Raw genomic sequence first — 21,786 nt, 5'->3', positions numbered from 1 at the left:
ATGCCACAGAACCTGTTCCCCTCGCCGCCCTGGCCGACGCTGCCGGTGCAGGGCGAGCGCGCGCGCTATCCGCTGCATCGCATCTTCTGCGTTGGCAAGAATTACGCTGCCCATGCGGCTGAAATGGGCGGCGACGTGGACCGCGAGCAGCCGATCTTCTTCACCAAATCCGCGCTGGCTTTCCTGCCCTCGGGATTGGAAAGCAATTACCCCCCCGGCACCGAGAGCTATCATTACGAGGTCGAATTCTGCGTGGTTCTGGGCAAGCCGCTGTTCAAGGCCTCGCCCGAGGAGGCCGCCGACGCGATCTATGGCTATGCGGTCGGTCTGGACATGACCCGGCGCGATATCCAGAACCGCTCGAAGGAGCTGCGCCTGCCCTGGGACATGGCCAAGGATGTCGAGGAATCGGCGATCATCGGCCCGATCACCCGCAAGGCCGATTTCGGCCCGGTCACCGATCAGCGCATCCGGCTGCGTCTGGATGGCGAACTGCGTCAGGACGGCCCCTTGTCGGACATGGTCTGGTCGGTGCCGGAACTGCTGTCGCGGCTGTCGGGGCTTTATCATCTGGCGCCGGGCGATCTGTTGATGACCGGAACCCCGGCCGGGGTGGGGCCGGTGAAGCCCGGCGATCATCTGGTCGGAGATGTCGAGGGGCTGGCGCCGGTTTCGGTGACCTTCACCGATCCCGACTGAGACCGCAGGCGGACGGCGAAACGACAAAACCCGCGAATTCTCGCGGGTTTTTCAATTGGTCTGGCGCTTTGGAATGAAGGGCAGGGGGGCGATGGGCACGCCTTCCTCGATCAGGGCGCGGGCCTCCTCAGGCTTGGCCTCGCCATGGATGGCGCGGGGGTCGCTGCGGCCCTCATGCATGGCGCGGGCCTCGTCGGCGAATCGCAGCCCGACATAGTCGGAATTGGCCTCGACATGTTCGCGAAGCTGTTCCAGCGGGGTCTTCTCGCCTTCGCTCAGCCGGTTGGATTTTGTCGGGACGCCGGGGCTCATCAGGGCGCGGTCGACCTTGTGGCTGCCGCAGATGGCGCATTGCACCTGGCCGGCATCGCGCTGCGCCTCGAAGGCGGCGGATGAGGCAAACCAGCCGTCGAAACGGTGGCCTTCCTTGCAGCTCAGGTCGTAACGGATCACGTTTGACGCCTTTCCGGGGGTCGTTGCATCTCATTTATATCGGGTTTGACGCGGCCCGGCGCAATCCCCGCCGCATCGAGGATGGTCCGGGCCAGTGGCGTGGCGTCGCCCGCCCGCTTGAGCAGCAGCGCCCGCGCCCGGATTCCCATCCTTGACGCATCGCCCGGCATCCCGGCCAGCCGCGCCAGCGTGGCGCCGGCATCCATGGAAAGCGCCTCGGCCCCCTGGCTGGCATGGAGAACGGCGTAATCTTCGGCAAAATTGCTGACATGGGGACCATGCAGGATGGCGCATTCATGGGCAGCCGGTTCCCATGGCGTATGGCCGCCCTTCGGCACCATCGAGCCGCCGGTGATGCAGATCCCGGCAGCGTCATACCAGCGACCCATCTCTCCCAGCGTGTCGGCCAGCAGGATCGGCGCGGTTTCGTCCGCACCTTGCGATCTGCGCGCCGGATAAAGCCCGCGCGCCGCGATCAGCGCGGCCACGTCATCGCCGCGCTGCGGGTGGCGCGGTGCGATGATCAGCCGCAGGCCCGGCACCTGACGCCGGGCGGCCATGAAGGCATCCAGAACGATGTCATCCTCGCCCTCATGGGTCGAAGCGGCAAGGATCGTGCGCGCCCGCGTCTCGGGCGGAATGCCGGGCCGGATGCGGGCAGGCCCGAGCAGTTTCAGCTGCACGCGCGGCAGCAGCGCCGCCTTGGGCAGACCGAGCGCCACCAGCCGCTCCTCGCTGCCGATATTCTGCGCCGACAGCCCGTCGATGCGGCCAAGCATCGGCCCGATCAGCCAGGGCAGCCGCGCCCAACGCCGGGCCGAACGGTCCGACATCCTTGCACCGATGACGATCTGGCGAATCCCGGCGCGCGCCAGCAAGGCCGAGCGGTTCGGCCAGAGCTCGTTTTCCAGCGTCACCGCCACGCGCGGCTGATAACGGGCGAGGAACCGCTCCAACGCCTGCGGGACGTCCAAGGGCGCCAGCCGCGCCTCCAGCCCCCAGTTCAGCGCAAGTGCGCGCCCGGTCGGGCTGTTCGCGGTGACGATCAGCGGGGCCTGCGCGGCCAGCATCTCGATCACGGGGCGCGCGGAATTCAGCTCTCCGACGCTGGCGCCATGGACCCAGATCGGTGCCGGCGCGCCGCCCGTGGGTGCGTCCAGAACCAGCCGTTCGGCCAGGTCGCCCGATGCCATCGGTCGCAACGCTGCGCCGAAAAGCCAGGATGCGCCGCGATAGAGCAACGTCGTCCTTCCGTATTCAGGGCAGGGGCAGGCGTGGAGGTGGGTACCGGAATCGAACCGGTCTTCACGGATTTGCAATCCGGTGCGTAACCTCTCCGCCAACCCACCGCCGGTGCGAGGTTCGGTTGGGATAATCGAAGCCGCGCGCCCTTGCAAGCCGGAACCGCAGGTCGCAACCATGCATTCCGTGCGTTGCCCCGCCGGTTCTTTCATGGCAAACAAGGGAAAGACAAATCAAAGGCAATACCGATGGTCGATTTCTCCCACGCCCGCACCATGATGGTAGATACTCAGGTCCGGCCCAACGACGTCACGAAGTATCCGGTTATCGCCGCGATGCTGGATGTCCCGCGCGAGGCTTTCGTGCCCGAGGCGCGCCAGGCCGTCGCCTATATGGGCGAGAACATGCGGCTTTCGGACGAGCGCTGGATGCTTGAGCCGCGCAATATCGCCAAGCTGCTGGATGCCTTGAACATTCAACCGGATGATCTGGTGCTGAACATTGCCGCGGGTCTCGGCTATGACGCGGCGGTGATCGCCCGGCTCGCTGAGGCGGTGGTGGCGCTGGAATCGGACGAAACCCTTGCCGGACGGGCCGAGGCCACGCTTCTGGAACAGGGCGTCGACAATGTCGCCGTGGTGACGGGCGCGCTCGATCAGGGGTTCGCCAAGCAGGCGCCCTATGACGTGATTTTGATCTCGGGCGCGATCGAGGCCATGCCGCAGGCGATCGTCGATCAGTTGAAGGAAGGTGGTCGGATTGGCGCCATCTTCGGTGAAGGCCGGTTGGGTGTTGCCCGCATCGGCTACAAGATTGACGGTCGGATCAATTGGCGCTTTTCCTTCAACGGTTCGGCACCGGTTCTTCCAGGTTTTTCCAAAGTCGAAACGTTCCAGTTCTGAGGGGTAGGGATTTCATGGTGAACGCACTCGTAAGACGTATTCGCCCGGCCCTTCGCCGGGTCGCCCTGGCTGTCGTTCTGGGCGGGACCGCCTTGCCAGTCATGGCCGAAACGCTGGGCGATACCATGGTTGCAGCCTATCGCCATTCGGCGCTGCTGGATCAGCAGCGTGCGGTGCTGCGGGCTGCGGACGAAGACGTGGCGACGGCGATGGCGGCGCTTCGGCCGGTGCTGGATTGGACGCTGCAGCATACGTTCATCGAGCGGGAGGGGATGGAAACCACCTCGACCGTGGCAGAACTGACCGCCTCGATGACGCTTTACGACTTCGGGCGTTCGCAGGCGGCCATCGATTCGGCCAAGGAAACCGTTCTGGCCACGCGTTACGCGCTGATCGGGGTCGAGCAGAATATCCTGCTGACCTCTGTCCAGGCTTTCATGTCCGTTCGTGCGGCGACAGAGCAGGTTGAGTTGCAGCAGAACTCTGTCCGCTTGCTGGGGCAGGAATTGCAGGCCGCGCAGGATCGCTTCGATGTCGGCGAGATCACCGTGACCGATGTCGCGCAGGCCAATGCGCAACTGGCCGCATCGCGTGCCTCGCTCTCGGCGGCAGAGGGCGATCTGCAGGTGGCCTATGAGGATTATGCGGCGGCGACCGGGGCCAAGCCCAAAGGGTTGAGCGCGCCTCCGCCCTTGCCGAAGCTGCCTGCATCGCTTGCGGCCGCGCAGTCCTCGGCCCAAAAAAGTCATCCTTCGATCCTTCAGGCCAGCCGGATGGTCGCGGCGAGCGAACTGGGCGTTGCCGCAGCGGTCGCCGAGCGTAATCCGACGATCAGTGGAACCCTGTCAGGGCAGGCCAACAAATACGGCGATTCGCAAATGGCCCTGGGTCTACAGATGTCGCAGACGATCTATTCCGGCGGTCGCCTGTCATCGTTCCATCGCAGGGCGATGGCGGCGCGCGATCAGGCGCGGGCGACGCTGCTGAATGTGTCGCGCCAGGTTGACCAGGCCGTCGGCATCGCCTGGGCGAATATCGACGTGGCTGGGGCCCAGATTCGCGCCATTGACCAGCAGATTTCAGCCGCGCAGCAGGCCTATGACGGCGTGAGGGAAGAAGCGACGCTGGGCGCGCGGACGACGCTGGACGTGCTGGATGCCGAGCAGTCCTTGCTGGAAGCGCGGGCGGACAAGATCACTGCCGAAGCCAATCTGCAACTGGCGCATTATCAACTCTTGTCCGCTATGGGTGTGTTGACGGTGAAAGACCTGAACCTCGGCATACCCACTTATGACCCGTCGGCCTATTACAATGCGGTTCGCGACGCGCCCTATACCAGCCGGCAGGGCGAAAGCCTGGATCGCGTGCTGCGCTCGCTCAACCGCTGAGCTTTCGCGCCCCCTGCATAGGCTTGCGGGGGGCGCCTCTGCCTAGAAATAACCCTCGGGGTCAACGCTGTCATAGCCTTGGCGGACCTCGAAATGGATCGAGCCGGCATTGCCGGCGGTGCCGATCTGCTGGCCGGCCTTGACCTGGTCGCCCTTCTGGACCGACAGCGCGCCCATGCCGGCATAGACGGTCATCAACTGCCCCTCGTGGCGGATGACGACGATGGGCACACCGTCGGTGTCGCGGGTGACCGCCGCGACAGAGCCGCTTGCGGCGGCCTTGACCGGTGAACCGCTGCCAGCCGAAAGGTCGATGCCGTCATTGCTGCCCTTGCTATAGGCGCGCACGATGGATCCGTTGACCGGCATCTGGAACCGCCCGGAACCAGACGCCGCCGTCCGCGTCGCGCCCAGATCGGGCGTGGCGGGCTTTGCCACCGGCGCACTGGTTGGGGCGGTCTTTTCATCCGGGAGCGGTTGCGAGGCCGAGGGCGGGGTGGGCGTCGGTGTGCCCTGGCCCGGTGCCGAGGCGTCGCTGACCCGGGTGACCGTCGCTGCGGGAATCGTCAGCTTCTGCCCGACCTTGATGGTCAGCGCCGCATCGAGCGTATTCGCCGCCGCCAGATCCTGAGGCGTGATGCCGTATTTGCGCGAGATCGACCAGCCGGTCTCGCCAGCGGCGACCGTGTGGGTGCGCGCGGGCGTTGTCGTGGTCTGGGGCGCCGACGCGTTGCTTTGGGAAGTGGCGCCGCCGCCGGGCACATTGGGTTGGGCCACGCCCTGACCGGCATAAGGATCCGTTACCACCTGCGTGTTGCTGCTTGTGGTTGCGGCGCTTCCGCTTCCGCCGCCACCGAAGCCCGGAAAGCTCGTGGCCGAAGACCTGTTTCCGATACTTGCAATATCCTGTTGCACCGCCGGAAATGCCTGGCATCCGGCCAGCAGTGCCACCACCGAAACCGTGGTCACGCCCCTTAAAACTGTTTTCTTCATCCTGCTGCCCGTCCGTTACCTCACAAGTTGCGGGCGGCGTGCCCCCGATCCCGGCGGGCTAGTTCGGGCCCAGACCTTCAACCAGTGGCACGAAGCGCACCTGGCGCAGCTCGTGATATTCAAAGCCTGCTTCTGTCCGGTTGACCCGGATCAATGTCTGCACCGCGTCGGACTGCCCGACCGGCACCACCATGATACCGCCGATCTTCAGCTGCGCCAAGAGCGGGCCGGGCGGATCTTCGGCCGCTGCGGTGACGATTATGCGATCAAACGGTGCCTGCTCGGGCAGGCCGTGGCTGCCATCGGCCAGCCGCACGGTGATATTCGACAGCCGCAGCCTGTCGAACAGCGCCTCGGCTTCGGTTACCAGCCGGCGGTGACGTTCTACCGTATAGACCCGCCGGCACAGCCCCGAGAGCACCGCCGCCTGATAGCCAGACCCCGTGCCGATCTCCAGCACGGTGTCGCGGGGGCCGGGTTGCAGCGCCTGGGTCATCAGCCCGACGACCGAGGGCTGGCTGATGGTCTGGCCGCATTGGATCGGCAGGGGCGTGTCGTCATAGGCGCGATCCTCGAAATGGCCGCGCACGAATTCGCCGCGGTCGATCCGCTCCATCGCGCCAAGAACGCGCGGGTCGGTGACGCCATGGGCGCGCAGGTGGAAGAGGAAGCGCATCTTGCGCTCGGCAAGCGACAGGGTGTCGTCCTCTTCCTCGTCCCCGGTCATCCCTCCAGCGCCTCCTTCAGCCCGCCGAGAGAGGCGTGGCAGGTCAGATCGGCGCGCATCGGCGTGACCGAGATATGCCCGTCGAGATTGACCGCCACGTCGCTTTCAGGCGTCGAGGGGCCGTCCTGCGGCGCCCCGCGCACCCAGAGAAAGCGGCGGCCATTGGGGGCCACGAAAGGTTCGACCCCGAAGCCTGCGCTGTAGCGGCGGCCCTGCGGCGCAACCCGGATGCCCTTGCTGTCGGCGGCGGGCAAAGGCGGGAAGTTCACATTGTAGAACAGCCGGAAATCCTCGTCCGAGGTCCAGTCGGCATGATCGAGCAGCCTGCGGATCACGCCCGCGCCATGGCGGCGGGCGGATTCGAAAGGATCGTCCAGCCCCATCATCGCCGGGCCGAAATATTGCGACAGCGCGATTGCGGGCAGGCCTTGCAGCGCCGCCTCCATCGCGCCGCCGACGGTGCCGGAATAGACCACATTCTCGCCCGAATTATTGCCCCGGTTGACGCCCGAAAGGACCAGATCGGGCGGCGTTTCGGTCATGATGTCATGGACGGCGGCCAGCACGCAATCGGCGGGGCTGCCCTCGGCCGCGTAGCGGCGCGGCGCCAGTTCGGCCACCATGGTCGGATGGGCGTAGGAGATGCAATGCCCGACGCCCGATTGTTCGAAGGCGGGCGCGACCACCCAGACCTCGCCATCGGGGCCGGCGAGTTCGGCGGCGATATCCTCGGCGACCTTCAGGCCGGGTGCGTTGATGCCATCGTCATTGGTAATGAGAATTCGCATTGTCCATCCTTTGCTGCAATTCATGATTAGCCCCCGCTCGAAAGCGCGGCAACCGTGCAAATCAATGCAGATGCACCTTTGACCTCGGTGCCATGTCCGGTCTAGATGGGCAGGGTGTAACAGGTTCCCGCCCATGCAGATTTACCTTCCCATCGCCGAAGTGGCTGTGAACGCCTTTACCCTTGTCGGCCTCGGCGGTGTCGTCGGGCTGATGAGCGGCATGTTCGGCGTCGGCGGCGGTTTTTTGATTACGCCGCTTCTGTTCTTCATCGGCATTCCGCCGGCCATTGCCGTGGCCACCGGGGCGAACCAGGTGGTGGCCTCGTCGGTCTCGGGCGTCCTGGGTCATGTGAAGCGCCGCACGGTCGATTTCCGCATGGGCACCGTGCTGCTGATCGGCGGTCTGATCGGGTCGGCGCTTGGGGTGCTGGTCTTCAACCTGCTGACCCGGCTGGGCCAGGTCGAACTGGTGGTGCAGATCTGTTACGTCGTCATGCTGGGCGTCGTCGGGTCGATGATGCTGATCGAAAGCGTCAATGCCCTGCGCCGGACGCGTTCGGGCAAGCGCACGGCGCGACGGCATCACGGCTGGATCCATGCCTTGCCCTTCAAGATCAAGTTTCGGACCTCGGGGCTCTATCTCAGCGTCATCCCGCCGCTGGCGGTGGGGCTGCTGGTCGGCGTCCTGTCTGCGATGATGGGCGTGGGTGGCGGCTTCATCATGGTGCCGGCGATGATCTATCTGTTGGGGATGCCGACCAAGGTCGTGATCGGCACCTCGCTGTTTCAGATCACCTTCGTGACCGCCTTCACCACGCTGATGCATGCGGTCAGCTATAACACCGTCGATGTGATGCTGGCGGTGCTGCTGATCATCGGCGGGGTGACCGGTGCCCAGCTCGGCACCCAGCTTGGCGCGCGGCTGCGGGCCGAGCAGCTCAGGATCCTGCTGGCGCTCGTGGTGCTCGCCGTCTGCGGCAAGCTGGCCATGGACCTGTTCCTGCGGCCGGACAATCTGTTCTCGCTGACGCCGGGGATCATCTGATGCGGGGGCTGGCGCTGATTGCTGTCTGCCTGATCGGGCTGCCTGCTCTGGCGCAGGACCCGGTCGTGCCGGATGCCGCGGTCAGCGGAGGGGCAGAGATCATGTCCTTCCCCTCGCCCGAGGCGCCGCGCGGCGAGACGGCGGCACCCGAACCGGTGCCACATGCCGAGGCGCCCGAAAGCGTCGTTGCCGGCCTGTCCTCGGACGAGGTAGCGATCACCGCCAATTTCGACGGCTCCGAGATCACCATCTACGGCGCCATCAAGCGGCAATCGCCCATTCCGGCGGATAGCCGGCTGGAGATCGCCGCCACCATCGAGGGCCCACCCCGCAGCGTGACCATCCGCCGCAAGTCGCGCCGCTTCGGCATCTGGGTGAATACCGACAGCGTCGTCGTTGGCTCGGCCCCGAGCTTCTATTCGGTGGCCACGACCGGGCCGCTCGATGTGATCCTTCAGCCCGAGGAAGACGCGCGCAACCGCATCTCGGTTCCGATGGTGATGCGCTCCTTCGCGCGGCCATTTCAGGTCGAGGACCCGGCCGCGTTCACCGGGGCGATGATGGCGATCCGCATTGCCGATGGCACTTACCGCGTCGATGTCGGCGGTGTGAAGCTGAAAGACGACACGCTCTTTCGCGCTGATTTCCGCCTGCCGGCCAATCTGGTCGAGGGCGCTTACAAGACCCGTATCTTCCTGCTGCGCGATGGCCATATCGTCGACAGCTATTCGACCGCGATCGAGGTGCGCAAGGTCGGGCTGGAACGCTGGCTTTACCGGTTGGCCTTCGATCAGCCTTTTGTCTACGGGGTGATGTCGCTGCTGATCGCGGCCATTGCCGGCTGGGGCGCGAATGCCGCCTTCCGCGCCCTGCAACGGAAATAGCGCGTCTTGCAGGCCGGCGCCCGGGCGGGCTAGATCGCATCATGACAAATCCGACGCGACGCAATCTCTTCAAGCGCATCTGGCAGGACTATCTCTGGCAATACTGGCCACGCATGTCGATTGCGCTGGCCCTGATGATCGTCGAAGGCTCGACCCTCGCGGTGCTCAGTTGGATGCTGAAGCCGCTGTTCGACCGGGTTTTCGTCGGCGGCGACAGCGATGCGATGTGGTGGGTCGGGGGCACGATCTTCGCGCTTTTCCTGATCCGGGCCTTTACCTCGGTGGTCAATCGCGGGCTTCTGGTCTCGGTCCAGCAGCATGTCGGCACCAGGATGCAGGTCGATCTGCTGTCGCATATCATGCGGCTGGACATGAGCTTTTATCAGCAGAACCCGCCCGGCGCGCTGATCGAGCGTATCCAGGGCGATACCCGCGCCGTGCAGAATATCTGGCAGGTCTTCATCACCGGGGCCGGGCGCGATGTGGTGGCGCTGATCTCGCTTTTCTATGTCGCGGTTCGGATCGACCCGGAATGGACGGCGGCGGCGCTGATCGGGGCGCCGCTGCTGATCCTGCCCACGGTCTTCGTGCAGCGCTATGTCAGGCGCAAGACCCGGGCCACGCGGCGCAGCGCCTCGGACCGGGCGACCCGCATCGACGAGGTGCTGCACGGCATCGGCACGGTGCGGCTGAACCGGATCGAGGATCATCAGGCCTCGCGCTTTGCCGCCATCGTCGACCGCATCCGCCGGGCCGAGGTGAAGATCGCCGCGACCGGCGCCGTGGTTCCGGCGATGATCGACATCGTCACCGGCCTGGGTTTTGTCGGCGTCTTGGCGCTTGGCGGGGCCGAGGTCACCCGGGGCGAGCGCACGGTCGGCGATTTCATGGCCTTCTTCACCGCCCTGTCGCTGGCCTTCCAGCCCTTGCGCCGTCTGGGCGGGCTGGCCGGATCCTGGCAGGTCGCGGCGGCCAGTCTGGAACGCATCTACGAGATATTCGATACCCAACCCTCGATCCGCTCCGGCCCACGGCTGACGCCGCCACCCGATACCCGCATCCGCTTCGACGATGTCCGGCTGTCCTATGGCGACACGCCGGTGCTGCGCGGGCTGAGCTTCGTGGCCGAGGCCGGGCAGACCACCGCGCTTGTCGGGCCTTCGGGGGCGGGCAAGACCACGGTCTTTAACCTGCTGACCCGGATGGCGGACCCGGATGGCGGCACGATCACGCTTGGCGGGGTGGCGCTGAAGGACTACGATCTGGCGGTGTTGCGCGACGAATTCTCGGTCGTCTCGCAGGAACCGGCGCTGTTCGACGAAACCATCCGCGACAATATCACCCTCGGCCACGACGCCGACGAGGCGGCGCTGACCCGAGCTGTCCAGACCGCCCATGTGGCGGAGTTCGTCGCGGCCTTCCCGGCCGGTCTCGACAGCCCGGCGGGTACGCGCGGCTCGGCCCTGTCGGGGGGGCAGCGCCAGCGTGTCGCCATTGCCCGCGCGGTGCTGCGCGATGCGCCGATCCTGCTTCTGGACGAGGCGACATCCGCGCTCGATGCAGCCTCGGAGCGGCTGGTTCAGCAGGCACTGGACGATCTGTCCAAGGATCGCACCACGCTGGTGATCGCGCATCGGCTTTCGACCATCCGCGAGGCCGACAAGATCGTGGTGCTCGATGCCGGCAAGGTTGTCGAGGAGGGCAGTCATGACCAGCTTATGGCAAGGGGCGGACCCTATGCGGCGCTCGTCCGGCTGCAATTCGGGGATCTGTCATCATGACCGCACGTCGCCTTTTCCGCCTGACCGGCCCGGACCGGGTGGATTTCCTGCAGGGCCTTGTCACCAATGACGTGCGGCGCGCGCCGGTCTATGCCGCGCTTCTGACCCCGCAGGGCAAGTATCTGGCCGATTTCTTCATCGTCCCGGAAGGCGAGGATGCGCTGCTGCTGGATGTGGCCGCCGATCAGGCCGGTGACCTGCTGCGCCGTCTGAGCATGTACAAGCTGCGCGCCAAGGTCGAGATCGCCGAGGACCCGCGTCAGGTCACGCGTGGCACCGGCCCCATGCCGGCGGGTGCCATTGCCGATCCACGCGACCCCGCGCTTGGCTGGCGCGGCTATGGGGTCGGGCAGAATGATGCGACCGATTGGGAGGCGCTGCGCATAGCCCATCTGATCCCCGAAGCGGGGGCCGAACTTATCCCCAATGACAGCTATATCCTTGAGATGGGTTTCGAGCGCCTGCACGGCGTCGATTTCCGCAAGGGCTGCTATGTCGGGCAGGAAGTGACCGCCCGCATGAAGCACAAGACCGAGCTGAAAAAGGGCCTGCGCCGGGTCGTTCTGGACGGGGAGGTGCCGCCCGGCACCCCGATCCTGATGGCGGACGGGCGCGAGGCCGGCACGCTTCACACCCGATCGGGCGGTCAGGGCATCGCCTATCTGCGCTTCGACCGCATCGGCGACGGCATGACCGCCGGGGGCGTGCCGGTTCGCGTCGCATGAGCGCGGGCGCGGAGCCGCGCCGCATCGTCCATATCGACATGGACGCCTTCTACGCATCCGTCGAACAGCGCGACAACCCCGATCTGCGCGGCAAGCCGGTCGCGGTCGGCGGTGCCAGCAAGCGTGGCGTGGTCGCCGCCGCCAGCTATGAGGCGCGGCGCTTCGGCGTGCGTTCGGCCATGCCCTCTGTCACGGCGGCGCGGCGCTGCCCGGAGCTGATCTTCGTGACGCCGCGTTTCGAAGTTTACCGAGCCGTCTCGGCCCAGATCCGCGCGATCTTCGCCCGCTATACCCCACTGATCGAGCCCTTGTCGCTGGACGAGGCCTATCTGGATCTGACCGGTCGTCTGGCCCGAGGGGGCAGCGCGACCTCGACCGCGGCCGAAATCCGCGCCGCCATCCTGGCCGAGACCGGACTGACCGCCAGTGCCGGCATCAGCTATTGCAAGTTTCTGGCCAAGATCGCCTCGGACCAGAAGAAGCCCAACGGCCAGTTCGTCATCCCGCCCGGACGTGGCGCTGCGTTCATCGCCACCCTGCCGGTCGGGAAGTTCCACGGCATCGGCCCCGCCACCGCCGCCAAGATGGCCCGGCTGGGGATCGAGACCGGCGCCGATCTGCGTGCCCAGAGCCTGACCTTCCTTGAGGCCCGCTTCGGCAAGTCCGGCCGCTGGTATCACGACATTTCGCGCGGCATCGACAATCGCGAGGTCCGCCCCGACCGCATCCGCAAATCCATCGGTGCCGAGACCACCTATTTCGACGATCTCCACGATCTTCTGGCCGGGCAGGAGGCGCTGCGGCCGCTGGCGGAAAAGGTCTGGCGCCATGTCGAACGCAATGAGGCGCATGGCCGCACCGTGACCCTGAAGGTCAGGTTCGCCGATTTCCGCCAGATCACCCGCGCCCATTCCCTGCACCGCCCGGTGGCCGATGGCGCCGAGATGCTGGAAATCGCCCAGACCCTGCTTGCAGGGGTCATGCCCGACCCGCGCGGCGTGCGATTGCTGGGGATCACGCTATCGGGACTGGGGAACGAGCCGGAAGATTCCGGCCAGCAGCTTGATCTTTTCGAACGAGCACCCATCTCCCCTGAGACCCGCGAGGGTTGATACAGGTGCAATAGATGGGCGGTACGACCCGGCAGGCATGACGTTTTTGCATGACAGCCATGACGTTAGCGTGATACCGAATCACTACGTTAATGCGTTAGACAGCTCCACCACCCAGAAGCAAGCCCTGGAATTCGCCCCAAGGGGGGCAGCGTACAACTTTTGTCAGGACGGTAGAAATGCGAGATTTTGTCGACGGCTCGGCCTTCAATTTTGAACAGGGTCAGCGCGCGCGCAAGCTGTTCGCGGCTGTTGTGCTCGCGGCGCTCGATGATGCGATTGCGGATGACAAGAAATATGGCAACGGTCCCGAACAGATTGCGCGTTGGGCACGCTCGCGCGATGGGCGCGAGGTTCTGTCCTGCGCCGGCATCGACCCGAACGAACGCGTGGTCAAGGGGCTGATGGAATTCGTCTCGAAAGGCGTGCGGACCTCGGTCGCGTTGTCGCGCGAGGAAAGCGAACGCCGGCAGGCGGCGGAGGATGCCGAAGCGGCATGACGCCCCTGCCATCGGGAGGTATGAAAAACGCCGCCTTTCGGGGCGGCGTTTTCGCTTTTGGGCCTACAACTCTCGCCGCCAGGGCGGGTTGGCACCGGGGCGCGAGACGGTGACCGCCGCCGCCGCCGCCGCCAGATCCAGCGCCGCGCGCAGCTGATCCTCGGTGATCGCGTCCAGCCCGGCCTTGCTGAGCGCGCCGGTTTCCGCCAGCGAGGCCAGCAGCCCGGCGTTGAACGTGTCGCCCGCGCCGATCGTGTCGGCGACCGTCACCTTGCGGGCCGGATGGCTGTACTGCCCCGAGGCATGGATCGCCGTCGCCCCATCCGAGCCATGGGTGCGCAGGATCAGCTTCGGCCCGAGATCCAGAAGCCCGACGGCGGTCGCGGCGGGATCGGCATCGGGGAACAGCCATTCCGCATCCTCGTCCGAGATCTTCACGATATCGGCGATACCGAGCAGCCGGTTATAGCGCGCCCGCGTCCCGGCCTCGTCGCTGATGAAGCCGGGCCGGATATTCAGATCGAGCGAGATCACCTTGCCGGCTTTGGCGGCGCGCTGCGCCAGTTCCTCGACCGTGCTGGCGCAGGGGTCCTGGATCAGGCTGATGCCGCCGATGAAAAGCGCATCCAGCGTGTCGGGCAGGGCGGGCAGGTCGCTGACGCTGAACATGCGCCCGGCCGTGCCCTCGTCATAGAAGCTGTAGGTGGCATTGCCGTTCTTCAGTAAGACCAGGGCCAGCGTGGTCAGGCGCGGGCTGGACGGGGCCAGCGACAGATCGACGCCGGCCTCCTCCAGCGGGGCGCGCAGGACCGGGCCGAAGGCATCCTGCGAAATCGGCCAGAGATAGCCGGTCTGTGCCCCCAAGCGGCCCAGGGCCAGGGCGGTATTGAAGACCGATCCACCTGCAAGGGGTCGGTAAGCGCCGCTTTCGGGCACCATGTCGATCAGCGATTCGCCGCAGCACAGGATCAAGCTCGTTCCTCCCCCGAATGGTCAGTAACCTTGGATAGTATAGTCCCCGGGCGAGGAAAAGCCGTCTGATTCAACCCTGCCTTCGGTGCCATTCGGATCGAAGCGGACATAGCCCGAACGATTGGCCGCAAACAGCAGCGCCGTCACCAGCAGCAGCACGGCCACCACGGCGGCGGTGATCTTCCAGATCGACCAGGGCCGCTCGCCCTGCACCCGCCCCGACTGGCCGTTGACGACAAAGCGATAGGACTGGCCGTTATAGCGATAGGCCGCCGACCAGATCGGCAGCAGCACATGCTTGAAGGTCTCGGCGGAATAGGCGGTGCGGGCATTGCTGACGCGCTGCTCGTCGCCGCCGATATCGCGGCGGATATCCATCAGGATCACGCCCTCCATCTCCTGCCGGGCGATGCCGTGGCCGGCCTCCAGCGGGATGGTATAGCCTTCGGCCTCAAACCCGGCCAGGTATTGCGGGTCGTAAGCCCGCATATGCGACAGGTCCCAGGGCGTCAGCGCATCGGTCATGCGCCGGGGCAAGGCAGAGGAGGCCAGCACCAGCACATCGTTGAACGCCCGCCGCACCCGTCCCCGCACCGAGGTCCAGCGGGTCTTGCGGATCTGCCGCGCCACCCGGCGGCTTTGGCCGTTCACGGTTTCGGTGACATAGACGGTTTCATAATACCAGTCGCCGCGCGCGCCGGCATATTCCGAGGCGGTATCGGCATCGAAGGTCCAGAAGGGCGAATAGACCCCGCTCATCTTCCGGCCGCGACGCGAATAGGCCAGAAGGCCCGAGGGCGCGAACCACAGCCGGCCCATCCAGTCCTCCAGCGCCGAGCGGGCCTGTTCCTCGGTCACCACGAAGGGCAGGACGCCCTGCGGCTTGATCTGGCGGCTGGCGCCGGTCTCGGTCACCACCGGGGTGGCGCAGAAGGGGCAGGCGGCGGCGTGGCTGTCGCTGTCCAGATCGAACTTGGCGCCGCAATTCGGGCAGGCAACCATGCGGATGTCCTGTGCCAGGTCGCTGCCCTGATCGAGCCGGAGCCCGCGTTCCAGCGGAATTTCCGACAGTTGCGGCACCTTGTGGCCGGCATCCCATTGCAGCGCCCGCCCGGTCGCGGGTTCCCGCAACAGCGCCCGGTCGCCATCCGGCCCGTTCGCCGGTGACCTGGCCGGGGCGCGTGCCGCACCGGGGCCGATGCTCTGGACATGGCCGCAATAGGGGCATTTCAGCACCTGCTCGCCGGGCGAGAAGGTCAGGCTGGCCCCGCAACTGTCGCAGGGATAGCGGAATTCGCTGGGCGGCGTCGGCATGGCGTGTGCGGTCCCTTCCGGCCCCGGTCAGGCGTCCTTCGGCCCGGGCAGCGGCACCGGCGGCGGGGGCGGTGCGATGGTGAAAAGCTGCGCCAGTTCGGCCACCTCGTCGGCGGGTTTCCAGCCGTCCTGTCCCGGTGTCCACACCAGCGTGTCGCGGGTGAAGCTGCCATCCCTGGCCAGCCGGCCCAGATGGCCGCGCCCATAGGGGCCGTCGGCCTGACCGTCGATGGCGATATGCCAGACCGTCTCGCCACGCGTGCCGGGCAGGGGCGGCGGCAGCGCCCCGGTCTGCGCCGGCGCCTGAACCGCTGTCGGCCCCCATGGCCCGCGCTGCGCGGCCATGCCCATGCCGATGGCGGCCCCCAGACCCGCACCCATGCCGGCCCCCGCGCCGCCCGGATTGTTCGAGGCGTTCAGCATCGCCTCGGCCTGGGCATATTGTCCGAAGCGTTCCAGATCGCCGACGATGCCCATCGAGGTGCGCTTGTCGAGGATCGCCTCAACTTCATCGGGCAGGCTGATGTTTTCGATGTAGAATTCCGGGATGGACAGCCCATAGTTCGCAATCGTCGGCGCGATCGCCTTGGCCACCATCTTGCCCAGCTGATCGGTATTCGCCGCCATGTCGAGGACCGGAATGCCGCTTGAGGCGATCATCCGCGAAAATTCCTGCACGATGATATTGCGCAGCTGGAAGGTGATCTCGTCGCTGGTGAATTCGCCATCGGTGCCGACGATCTCGGCCATGAACTTCGCCGGCTCGGTCACCCGCATCGCATAGGTGCCGAAGGCGCGGATGCGGACCGGGCCGAATTCGGGGTCGCGGGCGATGATCGGGTTCCTGGTGCCCCATTTCAGGTCGTTGAAGCGGGTCGTGTTGACGAAATAGACTTCCGACTTGAAGGGCGATTTGAACCCGTGATCCCAATGCTGAAGCGAGGTCAGGATCGGCATGTTGTTGGTTTCGAGGATATAGAGCCCCGGCCCGAAGACATCGGCGATCTGGCCCTCATGGACGAAAACCGCCGCCTGACCCTCGCGCACGGTCAGCTTGGCGCCGTATTTGATCGCGTTGCCGCGCCGCTCGAACCGCCAGACCATGGTGTCGCGGGTGTCGTCGGTCCATTCGATGACGTCGATGAACTCGCCCGAGAGGAAGTCGAACAGGGCCATGGGTCTCTCCGTGGGTTAGGATTTCCGATCAAACAGTTTTCGCCGCGTCGGGGTTCCGGGGCGGCGCGAGACGGGCTGCCGTCAGGGGATCGTCACGGGATCATTTCTTGGGCGATCTCGCGGACGATCGGGCCGGCGCTTTCGGCAGTCATGCCGGGCGTCAGCCGCTTGTCGTAAAGCATCTTCAGCAGCATAGCGTCATAGCGGGTCAGCAGGGCGAATTCCTCGTCGTCGTTGAAGATCGAGGGGCGCGCACCGGGGCTGTCATTGGCCAGCCCAAGCCCCTGCGCCAGTTCCTCGTGGATGCAGGAGGAGCGCAGGCCGGGCGGAAGCTCGGCCCGGATCACCGCGACGGCATCGGAATAGACCGGGCTGTCGCCGATGGAATAGGCGAAGACGGTGCAGTAATTCTGCGGCGGAAGCGATTGAATTGCCTCGGCATCCTGACCGGGTATGCCGGGAATGACGGCGGCGAGGCGGCGGCCGATCTGGCGTCGCTCATCCTCGCTGAGGAACATCACGGTGAAATTCCCTGCGGCCGGGGTGGCGGCGATGTCATGGCCGGTCAGCGCCGCCATGCGTTCGGCGAAGGTCTGCACCTCGGCCCGGTCGCGGGTGCGGGTGGCCGGCGGCACCGAGGCGCCGAATTCGATGGCGATGCGCACCGGCTTGTCCCAGCGGCGCAGGCGCGAGGGTCTTGCATCGGGCACCAGATCGGCACCGTTGCGGGAATATTCGTCGTAAAGCGCGATATTGATGAAATTCGTGGCCAGTTGGTCGGCGCTCATCGGGATGCTGGCGCCGTCGTCGCGGCGCAACTGGCCGCGCGCGACCAGCATGTCCTCGACCCCTTCGAAATAGCCGTGCAGGGACTGGCTGGCCGGGGTGTTCGCGGCCCGCGCCGCCGCCACCGCCTGCGCGGATGCCTGATGTGCCCGCGCCGCGCGCAGGGCGGCGTTGGGCCGGGGCTGCGGCGGAAAGGCCGACGGATCGGGGGCGGGCTTTGGCGCCGTTGCCATTTGCGCCCCGTTCAGCGCGTCATCGCCGCGATTGGCGCAGCCGGCAAGCGCCAGTGCCATCAGACATGCCAGACCGTTCTGGCGGAAGCGCCCCGACAGGGGGCGCGGCAGGGAAGAAGCAGAAACTGCTGTCACTTTTGCGGGGCCTGCGATTGGGATTGCGGGGTTTGCGCCCGGGCCGAGGCCAGCGTGCGGCGCAGCTCGACCTCCATCCGGGCAAGTTCTTCTTCTGCGGCGGCGCGGCGGGCCTTGCCTTCGTCGGCGATGCGCAGCCCGTCCTCGATGGTGGCGATCAACTCGGCATTGGCGCTGCGCACCGAGGCGATGTCGAAGACGCCGCGCTCCATCTCGGTGCGGATCTGGGCATTGGCGCTGCGCAGGTTCTGCGCATTCGCGGTCAGAAGCTCGTTGGTCAGGTCGGTCGCGTCACGCACCGCCCCCGCCGCTTCCGCCGAGCGCTGGATGGTCACCGCCTGCGCCAGTTGAGTTTCCCAGAGCGGCACCGTGTTCACCAGCGTCGAATTGATCTTGGTCACCAGCGATTTGTCGTTTTCCTGCACCAGCCGGATCGAGGGCAGCGATTGCATGGTCACCTGCCGGGTCAGTTTCAGGTCATGGACGCGGCGGTCCAGATCGTCGCGCACACTGCGCAGGTCGCGCAATTGCTGGGCCTCCATCACCTGCCCGTCGGCGGGGCTGGCCTGGACCTCGGCCTCTTTCGTGGGGATGGCGTCCTCGTCCAGCTCGCGCAACTTGGCCTCGCCGGCGGCGATGTAAAGGCCAAGCTCGTCATAGAAGCCTAGCGTCCGGTCATAGAGCACGTCCAGCGACTTGATATCCTTCAGAAGCCGGTGCTCATGGCTCATCAGGTCTTCCGTGATCCGGTCGATCTGGCCCTGGACTTCCTCGTAATTGGCGACGAAGCGCGCGAAAGGGGCAGAGCGGCCAATGAGCCTTTCCCACCAGCTCTGTTCGCGCCGCACGTCCAGTTCGTTGACGGAAAAGCCGCGAAGCGTGGTCACGATATCGCGCAGGGATTCGCCGGCGGGCCCCACATCCTTGTTCTTCACATCGGCCAGCATCTGCTGGCTGATCTCCTGCAACTCGGTCTGGGCGCGGGTGCCGAAATGAACGATGGAGCCGCTGTCGCGCAGGTCGATCTCCTCCATGCGCTTGCGGATGTCCTCTGCCAGGGGCGCCGGGGCGGCCTCCAGCGCGACCACGTCGCCCTGCGGTTCGGGCAGCACGACCGAGGTCACCTCCTCGATCTGGGCAAGAGAGGCCTCGGCGGCGCGTTTGGTTTCGGTCGTCATCGCTTTCCTTCCTCGTGCCGGGCGTTGCCCGTTGCGGCGCAGAATAGGGGCTATTCACGCCGGATCAACAGCATGTTTCCCCTAAAGTTCCAAGGATAGCACAGGCGCGCGGGCTGCCATGCCGCCATGCTGACGCAGGGCAGCGAAAAACGGGGGCCGCCATGGCCCCCGTTCGATTGCGGCTTGCAGGCGGGGTTCAGGCCGCCTTCTTGCCCGCACCGAAGCGGCCATAGAAGGTCTGGCCCTTCGCTGCCATGTCGCGCAGCAAGGCCGGGGCCTTGAAGCGCGCGCCATGTTCGGCGGTCAGGTGGTCGCAGATCTCGACCGCGCGCGTGGCCCCCAGCATGTCCAGCCAGCTGAACGGGCCGCCCGACCAGGGCGCGAAGCCCCAGCCGAGGATGGCGCCCACGTCGCCCTCGCGGATGTCTTCCAGCACGCCTTCCTCCAGCGCGCGGACGGCCTCCAGCGACTGGATGAACATCAGCCGGTGCTGGACCTCGGTCAGGTCGGGCTGTTCGGCGGTTTCGGGCCAGTCCTTCGCCAGACCCTCCCAGAAGCCGCCGCGCTTGCCGGCCTCGTCATAGTCGTAGAAGCCGGCCTTGGCCTTACGCCCCATCCGGCCCTGATCGGCCAGCTTGAAGATCACCTCATCGACCGCATCGTCGGGATAGGCATCGCCCATCGCGGCCTTGGTCGCCTTGGCGATCTTGACGCCCAGATCCAGCGAGATCTCGTCCATCAGTTGCAGCGGACCCAAGGGCATCCCCATCATCTTCGCGGCATTCTCGATGAGCGTCGGGTTCACCCCCTCGGCCATCATGCGCACACCCTCGTTCAGATAGGGGATGATGCAGCGATTGGCGTAGAAGAAGCGGGCATCGTTGACCACGATGGGCGTCTTGCGGATCTGGCGGACGAAATCCAGCGCCTTGGCGACGGCGCGCGGGCCGGTCTCGCGGCCCTTGATGATCTCGACCAGTGCCATCTTGTCCACCGGAGAGAAGAAATGGATGCCGATATACTGCTCGGGCCGGGCGCTTGCCTTGGCCAGATCGCTGATCGGCAGGGTCGAGGTGTTGGTGGCGAAGATCGCGGTCGGCGGGATCACCGCCTCGGCCTGTTTCGTCACCTCGGCCTTGACGCCGGGGTCTTCGAAAACGGCTTCCACGATCAGGTCGCAGCCTTCAAGTGCGGCGTAATCCGTGGTCGCGTGGATGCGGCCCAGCACTTCGGCCTTCTTCTCCTCGGTCGCCTTCTTCCGGCTGATCGCCTTGTCCAGCAGCCCTTCCGAATAGGATTTGCCACGGTCGGCAGAGTCCTGCTTCGCGTCGATCAGCACCACCTCGATCCCGGCCATGGCGCTGACATAGGCAATGCCCGCGCCCATCATCCCGGCGCCCAGCACGCCGACCTTCTTCACCTTCTCGTCGGGCACGTCAGGACGGTTCGCGCCCTTTTCCAGCGCTTCCTTGTTGATGAACAGGCTGCGGATCATCGCCCCCGAGGACGGGTTCATCAGCACATTGGTGAACCAGCGGGCCTCGATCTTCAGCGCCGTGTCGAAGGGCACCTGCGCGCCTTCATAGACCGCCGAGAGCAGCGCCTTGGCCGCCGGATAGACGCCGAGCGTCTTGCCGTGGACCATGGCATTCGCGCCGACGAAGGTCATGAAACCGGCAGGGTGATAGGGCTCTCCGCCGGGCATCTTGTAGCCCTTCTGGTCCCAGGGCTTGACCAGATCGGCATCGCTCGCGTTCAGCACCCAGTCGCGGGCGGCGGCGACCGGGTCGGCCACCACCTCGTCGATCACGCCGGCGGCCTTGGCCTTCTTCGGGTCGTTCAGCTTGCCTTCCAGCAGCAAGGGCGCGGCCCCCATCGCGCCGAGCTTGCGCACAAGCCGGGTGGTCCCGCCGGCGCCGGGGAAGATGCCGACCATGATTTCCGGCAGGCCGATCTTGGCCTTGGCATTGTCGGCGGCAAAGATGCGATGCGTGCTGAGCGGCAGTTCCAGCCCGATGCCAAGCGCGGTGCCGGGCAGGGCCGCCGCAATCGGCTTGCCGCCCTTCTTGGTCTTGAAGTCCATCCCGGCCAGCTCGATCTTGCGCAGCAAACCGTGAAGCTGCATGACCAGCCCGAAGATCGCTTCGGCCCCGCCGGTTTCCTTCATGGATCCCAATACGTTGAGGTCCATACCTGCGGCAAAGTCGGGCTTTCCGCTGGTGATGACGATGCCCCGCACCGCCTCGTCTGCAAGGGCCTGGTCGATCAGCGCGTCGAGTTCCTTGATGCCGGCTTCCGACAGCACGTTCATCGACTTCTTCGGCACGTCCCAGGTGATGATGGCGACGCCCTCGGCGTCTGTCTTCATGGTGAAATCGGTCATGTCCGGACCCTCCCTTACACGCGCTCGATGATGGTGGCGGCACCCATGCCCGACGCGATGCAGAGCGTGGCGAGGCCGGTATTCAGGTCGCGCCGCTCCAACTCGTCCAGCAGCGTGCCGATGATGATCGCGCCGGTCGCGCCAAGCGGGTGGCCAAGCGCGATGGAGCCGCCATTGACGTTCACCTGCGAGGCATCGACCTGGAAGGCCTGCATGAAGCGCAGCACGACGGCGGCGAAGGCCTCGTTCACCTCGAACAGGTCAATGTCGGAAATCGACATGCCGCTGTCACGCAGGATCTTCTCGGTCACCGGGACCGGGCCGGTCAGCATGATCGTCGGGTCGGTGCCGATCTTGGCGGTGGCGCGGA

General features: G+C 66.0%; 20 protein-coding genes, 1 tRNA gene and 1 pseudogene. 9 read left to right on the top strand and 13 right to left on the bottom strand.

Translation table 11 applies throughout. From position 1 onward, the window contains the following. The gene (locus Q0330_RS04945; RefSeq protein ID WP_299475349.1) at nucleotides 1-699 is read left to right on the top strand and encodes a fumarylacetoacetate hydrolase family protein; all 699 of its coding nucleotides are present in this window, start codon (nucleotides 1-3) and stop codon (nucleotides 697-699) included. Nucleotides 700-750: 51 nt separating this feature from the next. On the opposite strand, the gene Q0330_RS04940 is transcribed toward Q0330_RS04945, so the two are convergent. From Q0330_RS04940 to Q0330_RS04930, 3 genes are all read right to left on the bottom strand, one after another. Beyond that, nucleotides 751-1,152 carry a DUF1178 family protein gene (locus Q0330_RS04940; RefSeq protein ID WP_299475346.1) on the bottom strand — a complete coding sequence of 134 codons (402 nt, stop codon included), beginning with the start codon at nucleotides 1,150-1,152 and terminating at the stop codon, nucleotides 751-753. Beyond that, nucleotides 1,149-2,345 carry a glycosyltransferase N-terminal domain-containing protein gene (locus Q0330_RS04935; protein ID WP_299475343.1) on the bottom strand — a complete coding sequence of 399 codons (1,197 nt, stop codon included), beginning with the start codon at nucleotides 2,343-2,345 and terminating at the stop codon, nucleotides 1,149-1,151. The genes Q0330_RS04940 and Q0330_RS04935 overlap by 4 nt, the downstream gene beginning before the upstream one ends. An 82-nt stretch (nucleotides 2,346-2,427) precedes the next feature. Beyond that, nucleotides 2,428-2,501 (bottom strand) — tRNA-Cys (locus Q0330_RS04930). 141 nt (nucleotides 2,502-2,642) lie between these two features. Here Q0330_RS04930 and Q0330_RS04925 point away from each other — a divergent pair. Beyond that, complete coding sequence (locus Q0330_RS04925; protein WP_299475340.1) at nucleotides 2,643-3,296, top strand: protein-L-isoaspartate O-methyltransferase; 654 nt, start codon at nucleotides 2,643-2,645, stop codon at nucleotides 3,294-3,296. 14 nt (nucleotides 3,297-3,310) lie between these two features. Further along, nucleotides 3,311-4,684, top strand: a complete 1,374-nt coding sequence (locus tag Q0330_RS04920) for a TolC family outer membrane protein (RefSeq protein WP_299475337.1) — start codon at nucleotides 3,311-3,313, stop codon at nucleotides 4,682-4,684. A gap of 42 nt (nucleotides 4,685-4,726) precedes the next feature. Here the strand turns inward: Q0330_RS04920 and Q0330_RS04915 are convergent, their stop codons facing one another. The 3 genes from Q0330_RS04915 to surE are packed head-to-tail and all read right to left on the bottom strand — an operon-like array spanning nucleotide 4,727 to nucleotide 7,192. Next, on the bottom strand, nucleotides 4,727-5,677 hold the full coding sequence (locus tag Q0330_RS04915; protein ID WP_299475334.1) for a M23 family metallopeptidase: 951 nt from the start codon (nucleotides 5,675-5,677) through the stop codon (nucleotides 4,727-4,729). Nucleotides 5,678-5,735: 58 nt separating this feature from the next. Continuing rightward, on the bottom strand, nucleotides 5,736-6,404 hold the full coding sequence (locus tag Q0330_RS04910) for a protein-L-isoaspartate(D-aspartate) O-methyltransferase (RefSeq protein WP_299475331.1): 669 nt from the start codon (nucleotides 6,402-6,404) through the stop codon (nucleotides 5,736-5,738). After that, a complete protein-coding gene (gene surE, locus Q0330_RS04905; protein ID WP_299475328.1) occupies nucleotides 6,401-7,192 on the bottom strand; it encodes a 5'/3'-nucleotidase SurE in 792 nt (263 codons plus the stop codon). The genes Q0330_RS04910 and surE overlap by 4 nt, the downstream gene beginning before the upstream one ends. A gap of 133 nt (nucleotides 7,193-7,325) precedes the next feature. On the opposite strand from surE, the gene Q0330_RS04900 reads away from it, so the two are divergent. From Q0330_RS04900 to Q0330_RS04875, 6 genes are all read left to right on the top strand, one after another. Beyond that, nucleotides 7,326-8,237 carry a sulfite exporter TauE/SafE family protein gene (locus Q0330_RS04900; protein ID WP_299475325.1) on the top strand — a complete coding sequence of 304 codons (912 nt, stop codon included), beginning with the start codon at nucleotides 7,326-7,328 and terminating at the stop codon, nucleotides 8,235-8,237. Further along, nucleotides 8,237-9,121 (top strand): TIGR02186 family protein, encoded by an 885-nt coding sequence (locus Q0330_RS04895; protein WP_299475322.1) that lies wholly within the window; start codon nucleotides 8,237-8,239, stop codon nucleotides 9,119-9,121. Before Q0330_RS04900 ends, Q0330_RS04895 begins: the two co-directional genes overlap by 1 nt. A gap of 41 nt (nucleotides 9,122-9,162) precedes the next feature. Continuing rightward, the gene (locus Q0330_RS04890; protein ID WP_299475319.1) at nucleotides 9,163-10,902 is read left to right on the top strand and encodes an ABC transporter ATP-binding protein; all 1,740 of its coding nucleotides are present in this window, start codon (nucleotides 9,163-9,165) and stop codon (nucleotides 10,900-10,902) included. Further along, nucleotides 10,899-11,627, top strand: coding sequence for a folate-binding protein (locus Q0330_RS04885; RefSeq protein ID WP_299475316.1), 729 nt, complete (start codon nucleotides 10,899-10,901; stop codon nucleotides 11,625-11,627). The genes Q0330_RS04890 and Q0330_RS04885 overlap by 4 nt, the downstream gene beginning before the upstream one ends. Further along, nucleotides 11,624-12,739, top strand: a complete 1,116-nt coding sequence (gene dinB, locus Q0330_RS04880; RefSeq protein ID WP_299475313.1) for a DNA polymerase IV — start codon at nucleotides 11,624-11,626, stop codon at nucleotides 12,737-12,739. The genes Q0330_RS04885 and dinB overlap by 4 nt, the downstream gene beginning before the upstream one ends. 179 nt (nucleotides 12,740-12,918) lie before the next feature. Next, nucleotides 12,919-13,239 (top strand): DUF6280 family protein, encoded by a 321-nt coding sequence (locus Q0330_RS04875; RefSeq protein ID WP_090524829.1) that lies wholly within the window; start codon nucleotides 12,919-12,921, stop codon nucleotides 13,237-13,239. A gap of 63 nt (nucleotides 13,240-13,302) precedes the next feature. Here Q0330_RS04875 and Q0330_RS04870 read toward each other — a convergent pair whose 3' ends face one another. The 7 genes and pseudogenes from Q0330_RS04870 to Q0330_RS04840 form a co-directional block, all read right to left on the bottom strand. After that, nucleotides 13,303-14,211 (bottom strand): carbohydrate kinase, encoded by a 909-nt coding sequence (locus Q0330_RS04870; protein WP_299475310.1) that lies wholly within the window; start codon nucleotides 14,209-14,211, stop codon nucleotides 13,303-13,305. A 21-nt stretch (nucleotides 14,212-14,232) separates the two neighbouring features. Beyond that, nucleotides 14,233-15,525, bottom strand: coding sequence for a zinc ribbon domain-containing protein (locus Q0330_RS04865; protein WP_299475308.1), 1,293 nt, complete (start codon nucleotides 15,523-15,525; stop codon nucleotides 14,233-14,235). A 27-nt stretch (nucleotides 15,526-15,552) separates the two neighbouring features. After that, complete coding sequence (locus Q0330_RS04860; RefSeq protein WP_299475305.1) at nucleotides 15,553-16,701, bottom strand: SPFH domain-containing protein; 1,149 nt, start codon at nucleotides 16,699-16,701, stop codon at nucleotides 15,553-15,555. Between the two features lie 92 nt (nucleotides 16,702-16,793). Continuing rightward, nucleotides 16,794-17,855, bottom strand: coding sequence for a DUF2927 domain-containing protein (locus Q0330_RS04855; RefSeq protein WP_299475302.1), 1,062 nt, complete (start codon nucleotides 17,853-17,855; stop codon nucleotides 16,794-16,796). After that, nucleotides 17,852-19,033 (bottom strand): toxic anion resistance protein, encoded by a 1,182-nt coding sequence (locus tag Q0330_RS04850; RefSeq protein ID WP_299475299.1) that lies wholly within the window; start codon nucleotides 19,031-19,033, stop codon nucleotides 17,852-17,854. Before Q0330_RS04850 ends, Q0330_RS04855 begins: the two co-directional genes overlap by 4 nt. A gap of 196 nt (nucleotides 19,034-19,229) precedes the next feature. Further along, a complete protein-coding gene (locus Q0330_RS04845) occupies nucleotides 19,230-21,416 on the bottom strand; it encodes a 3-hydroxyacyl-CoA dehydrogenase NAD-binding domain-containing protein (RefSeq protein ID WP_299475296.1) in 2,187 nt (728 codons plus the stop codon). Between the two features lie 14 nt (nucleotides 21,417-21,430). Continuing rightward, nucleotides 21,431-21,786 (bottom strand): annotated as a pseudogene (locus Q0330_RS04840) (acetyl-CoA C-acyltransferase); the annotation flags it as partial.

Origin of the sequence: uncultured Paracoccus sp. (assembly GCF_937873615.1) — a bacterium.
In the GTDB taxonomy this organism is placed as follows: domain Bacteria; phylum Pseudomonadota; class Alphaproteobacteria; order Rhodobacterales; family Rhodobacteraceae; genus Paracoccus.
This window is presented reverse-complemented; position numbering and strand designations above follow the sequence as displayed.